The following is a 5,161-nucleotide window of genomic DNA, read 5'->3' on the forward strand; positions in this document are numbered from 1 at the left end:
AATGTCGAAAGAGCGTGGTTTTGATACAAATCGGCTCATTTACGTTCAGCAGCAATAAATACCTAACAAACGCCTCAAGAGGGACTGTCAACGCGTGGCGTTTCCAGTCCCATTGAGCCGCGGTCGTTGCAGTTGTTGTGTTTGAGTTTAGTGTTATGCGTTGTCAGCCCCTTAGACGGGCGTTAGCAGCTATAGAGGAAGAGAAATGATCCGGCACATATTGCTTATAAAGTTTAAAGCGTCGGCAGAGCCATCCGAAATTGAAAAATTAAAAGGCTTGTTTGCTTCAATGCCGGACAAAGTGGATGGAGTTTTATCTGTTGAGTGGGGAGAAAATGATAGTCCTGAAGGTAAAAATCAAGGCTATTCACATTCGGTTTTAATGACATTTTCAGATGAGAAAGGCAGGCAAAATTACTTGCCTCATCCAGAGCATGAAGTCCTGAAAAAAGTCTTTCGTCCGTTGCTTGAGGATATCGTGGTTTTTGATTACACAATTTAATCTTTGGCACGCAGCTAACAAACGCCTCAAGAGGGACTGTCAACGCGTGGCGTTTCCAGTCCCGTTGAGCCGCGGTGGTTTCGGTGTTGTGTTTGAGTTGGGTGCTATGCGTTGCCAGCCCCTTAGGCGGGCGTTATGTACTAGGTAGAAAAAATGAACAATAACATTAGATTGAATATGTACAGATATGTGTTCACAGAACTCGCTTATATCGTGTTTTTGTGGCTTGTCTTCTATTGGCTTTCAAATGGTAATCATCATTTAATACAATCGCTTACATTAATAATGTGTTGTGGTGCAGCTGCTAGGATCCTTATGTTATGGAATAAGTTTCGGCAAGGTTCTCTAAAAATATTAGGTGGGAATTTATTTTTCAAAGGTTTAGCTTGCGATGTAACTTTGTTGTATGACTTTCTGCCGTTAGGAATAGGCTCGACCATAAAGGTCTCATACTTTGAAGAGACTATGCAGAAACGTAGTATTTACATTCCGAAAAATGCGCTAAGCCATGAACACTGGCAACAATTGTTAGATCAACGTACATAACAAACGCCTCAAGAGGGACTGTCAACGCGTGGCGTTTCCAGTCCCAATGAGCCGCGGTGGTTGCAGTTGTTGTGTTTGAGTTTAGTGGTAATGCGTTGCCAGCCCCTTAGGCGGGCGTTATGTGCTTTTTTGTTCAACATACCCTTTCTTCTTATTCATCCCTAATAAATTCAGTTTGTTACGTTCTCTTTGTCATGACTTTTATCGAATGCTGTTTGGCATAATATGCCCCCAAGGCGCCGACTCTTAATCTAGACAGACCTGTATTTGTCGTAAGCAAAATCGTTGGCTATTCAGTCTATTACCCTTACTTAAAGGGTTTGAGGATCCCGATACTCTTACTGATGACCATTGTAAGAAACTCCGAATTAGAAACGTAAAGCGGTGTAAGCTCTCAATCGTAGGTTTCTAGAATTGAAAATATGCCATAAAAGGCATTACAGTCAGGCACATAACAAACGCTTCAAGCGGGACTGTCAACGCGTAGCGTTTCCAGTCCCATTGAACCGAAGTGGTTACGGCTGTTGGTTTAAGCTGTGCGGTAGCGTTGCCAGCCCCTTAAGCGGGCGTTATATTTCTAAGAGGAAAAAATTTGATCTCTGAGTATTTACCGATCACTGTAGTGGTTACATTAATATTATTCTGCACTCGTGAAATTCTCGATTTAACAAAGAGGTATCGTGATAAAAAACGCATGCTTGCAACTCTTAAGATTGTGGTATCTGAAGAGTTAAAAGACAATTATCATGCGTTAGATGCTTTATATTCTGTCTTGACCCAAGTAGATAAACTTCTGAAAATTGGTGAAAAGAGAATACCAGTATGGAAGAACATAAAAACTGATCGCTATGGAAATGATATGGCTCATATCGTTATCGGTGAAAATGGAGAGTATGGTGTGCTTCATATGGCATTCCCAAAGTTTTCAACAAAGCGCTACGAGTCATACATCAAGGATATAGCGTCTTTAGATCTTCAGTTATATGAAGCTATTACCAAATTCTATAAAGAGCTTCGCTACTGCGAGAAAATTCGTTGCGAAGTTATTGAGTATCTAGAAAGGGACAATAATCATATCAACTGGGCTTTTGATTACCGTGTAAACTTTATGCTCGAACGTAAGCCAGAATATGAGTCCTTGTGTCAAAATCTTCATGAGCTTCTTTCTGGTAAATACATGAAAATAGATCGCAATGAAGTGGTTGAAATCGAAATATAACAAACGCCTCAAGAGGGACTGTCAACGCGCGGCGTTTCCAGTCCCATTGAGCCGCGGTGGTTATGGTTGTTGTGTTTGAGTTTAGTGGTAGTGCGTTGCCAGCCCCTTAGGCGGGCGTTAGCCCGCAAATATGATATTACGTCAGTTAAATAGGATAGATATGTCTAGTTTTGATTTTCCTAAGTATCAAGCAAATCAAGAAGTAGGGAACACTGGTGAAGCTTTTTTTGAGCATTTTGTAACTAAGGAGTTGGGTTGTATATACCGAAAAGTTCACCGAGAACATGATTTTGGCATCGATGGGTATATTGATATCGTCAATAATGGTGTGGTGAGTGGACGCTCGGTTGCAGTTCAAATCAAGTGTGGTGATAGCTATATCTCTAAAGTCACAAGCGGTGATATTAAATACTTGGGTGATAATAAGCACTTAAATTTCCTTATTAATCATAATGTTCCTGTTATTTTGGTTGTGCTTAACAGTGACTGTACTAAAGGGTATTGGGTGGAATTTTCTGTTAACGCAACTAATCCAAGTAGCAAATCATGGTGGATTGAAATTCCGTTTGAGAATCAGTTAGGCACTTTAGATATGACTAGTCTCTGTGATATCGCTGGAATTGCAGAGGATTATTCCGAAGATATCAAAGTATCTTGGGCAATAAATTCTGCCATGGATGAACAGTCTGATATATCTTTTGTTCTTTCTAAGGAAGAAGTTGAAGAGCTTGATTTATCGGGGATAAATCAAATGATGGAGCGTTACTTCAGAACGAAAGATTTGCTAATTTCAAATAGAAACAAAACTGTATTTTGGATCTTTGGATATGATGATGACTCACGAGAATTATATGAGATTCCAGAAGTAAGAAGATGGTTTAAATTTACCTTAGAACAAGGTGTGCCTTGGTTCTACCTCCTAGATGTAGGTGCTGACCATATGAGTTTACCTATTAATATGTACTCATGCTGTAATATTTCAGTTAATAAACTAAGTTGTGGTTCAAAGTCAGTAGTTATTTCAAGTGTGTCAGATATTAATAATTGGGTAGAAGTAAACTTTGAAAATTTGAACCGTTTCGCTGATGAAAAGAAAATACCAGATAATATTTTAAAAGAAGTCTCTGAAAAAGTAATTACTTCAGTTCACCGTCTGGTTGCTGGCTAACAAACGGTTCAAGAGGGACAGCCAACGCTTGGCATTTTTACTATGCGTTGGTTTTTGTGGTTACGGTGTTATGCGGAAGCTTGGTAATGGCGTTGGCTGCCCCTTAACCGGGCGTTATGTGTTTTCCTAGAAAATGGAGTTTCTGATGAAAATTAGTCACCTTGATCATTTGGTTCTGACTGTTGCAGATATTCCAACAACAACGAACTTTTATGAAAAAGTGTTGGGCATGAAAGCTGTTAGTTTTGGCGCTGGTCGGATTGCTCTAGAGTTTGGTCACCAGAAGATCAATCTTCATCAACTCGGTAATGAGTTTGAACCTAAAGCCCAAAATGTCAGAGTTGGGAGCGCAGATTTGTGCTTTATTACCGACACAGTTCTGTCTGATGCGATGAAGCATGTGGAGAATCAAGGTGTGACTATCATGGAGGGGCCTGTAAAACGTACAGGTGCACAAGGTGCAATCACATCATTCTATTTCAGAGACCCTGATGGGAATCTTATTGAAGTATCAACGTATTCAAACACATAACAAACGCCTCAAGAGGGACTGTCAACGCGTAGCGTTTCCAGTCCCATTGAGCCGCGGTGGTTTCGGTTGTGGTGTTTGAGTTTAGTGGTCATGCGTTGCCAGCCCCTTAGGCGGGCGTTAGGCATTAATCGTTCGACTATCAAATTTAGCTGATACAATGCTCTTAATATTCAAAGTAGTAGAGTTTTTAAGTATGGACATAGGCAAGTTAACGCGAAAAGAACTGATAGAATTAAATCATAGGATCGTAGCTCGTTTGGAGCATCTGGATGAACTTGAAGTTCAAGCCAAAAGGCAAGAGTTCATACTTGGTTCGCCGGCGCAGTTTGTCGATGATAAAGGCACTATTCAGCTATGTGTTGTCGTTAAGTTCAATAAGAAGTCAGTATCAGTGTCAACAGCAAATGGTGAGCGTTGGAACATTCCAGCAGAACGAATACTACCGTTGGCAAATGCCTAACAAACGCCTCAAGAGGGACTGTCAACGCGTGGCGTTTCCAGTCCCAATGAGTCGCGGTGGTTTCGGTTGTTGTGGTTGAGTTTAGTGGTAGTGCGTTGCCAGCCCCTTAGGCGGGCGTTAGGTGTTCATCAGCTATGTGAACCAAAAGTTGAGCGTGAACGTAAAACCGATTTTCGAAACTTCGGTTATTTGAGATGGAACTGAATACGGCAATCGAGTCAAGAATTATAGAAATGGCATGGGAAGACCGCACCCCATTCGAAGCAATCAAGCATCAATTTGGTCTGAACGAAGCTGAAGTGATTAAGTTTATGCGCAGTCGACTCAAACCTAGTAGTTTTAAATTATGGCGTGGTCGTGTTTCGGGCCGTAACACAAAACATGCGAAGTTGCGCAGCTCAGAAATTAGTAGAGGCTACTGCCCAACCCAGTACAAGCATCGCTAACTGGCACACACCTAACAAACTGCTTAAGAGGGATTCGCAATGCGTGGCATTTTCAGCATGCGGTGGGTTTTGTGATTAAGGCGGCGTGCGGTAGCTTTAGCAGTGCATTGCTCACCCCTTAGCAGGGCGTTAGGTATTTGGAGACATCATGAGAGCTATCTTTTTGATTCTTTGCTCTGTTTTATTGAATGGTTGCTTGGGCATGCCCGAATCAGTAAAACCAGTGTCGGATTTTGAACTGAACAACTATTTAGGCAAATGGTACGAGGTTGCTCGACTCGATCACTC

General features: G+C 41.3%; 6 protein-coding genes and 1 pseudogene. All 7 read left to right on the plus strand.

Features of this window, described 5'->3' with window-relative positions; genetic code table 11:
- Window positions 1–205: 205 nt before the first annotated feature.
- Complete coding sequence (locus T411_RS0118780; protein WP_000617998.1) at window positions 206–502, plus strand: Dabb family protein; 297 nt, start codon at window positions 206–208, stop codon at window positions 500–502.
- A 1,138-nt stretch (window positions 503–1,640) separates the two neighbouring features.
- Window positions 1,641–2,267 (plus strand): hypothetical protein, encoded by a 627-nt coding sequence (locus tag T411_RS01000000119830; RefSeq protein WP_001889198.1) that lies wholly within the window; start codon window positions 1,641–1,643, stop codon window positions 2,265–2,267.
- 160 nt (window positions 2,268–2,427) lie between these two features.
- Entirely contained in the window at window positions 2,428–3,435 is a 1,008-nt protein-coding gene (locus T411_RS0118800; protein WP_000093799.1) for a DUF4365 and DUF1817 domain-containing protein, read from the plus strand.
- A gap of 145 nt (window positions 3,436–3,580) precedes the next feature.
- On the plus strand, window positions 3,581–3,967 hold the full coding sequence (locus T411_RS0118805; RefSeq protein ID WP_000703163.1) for a VOC family protein: 387 nt from the start codon (window positions 3,581–3,583) through the stop codon (window positions 3,965–3,967).
- 256 nt (window positions 3,968–4,223) lie between these two features.
- Entirely contained in the window at window positions 4,224–4,427 is a 204-nt protein-coding gene (locus tag T411_RS0118810) for a hypothetical protein (protein ID WP_001911580.1), read from the plus strand.
- A 194-nt stretch (window positions 4,428–4,621) separates the two neighbouring features.
- Window positions 4,622–4,873 carry a TIGR03643 family protein gene (locus T411_RS0118815; protein WP_001890111.1) on the plus strand — a complete coding sequence of 84 codons (252 nt, stop codon included), beginning with the start codon at window positions 4,622–4,624 and terminating at the stop codon, window positions 4,871–4,873.
- A 148-nt stretch (window positions 4,874–5,021) separates the two neighbouring features.
- Window positions 5,022–5,161, plus strand: a pseudogene (locus tag T411_RS1000000121610) (lipocalin family protein); the annotation flags it as partial.

Origin of the sequence: Vibrio cholerae ATCC 14035 (assembly GCF_000621645.1) — a bacterium.
Taxonomy (GTDB): Bacteria; Pseudomonadota; Gammaproteobacteria; order Enterobacterales; family Vibrionaceae; genus Vibrio; species Vibrio cholerae.

Coding starts and splice junctions, on each gene's coding strand:
- T411_RS0118815 (WP_001890111.1), top strand. CDS start 4,622: ATGGAACTGAATACGGCAATCGAGTCAAGAATTATAGAAATGGCATGG.
- T411_RS0118805 (WP_000703163.1), top strand. CDS start 3,581: ATGAAAATTAGTCACCTTGATCATTTGGTTCTGACTGTTGCAGATATT.
- T411_RS0118800 (WP_000093799.1), top strand. CDS start 2,428: ATGTCTAGTTTTGATTTTCCTAAGTATCAAGCAAATCAAGAAGTAGGG.
- T411_RS0118780 (WP_000617998.1), top strand. CDS start 206: ATGATCCGGCACATATTGCTTATAAAGTTTAAAGCGTCGGCAGAGCCA.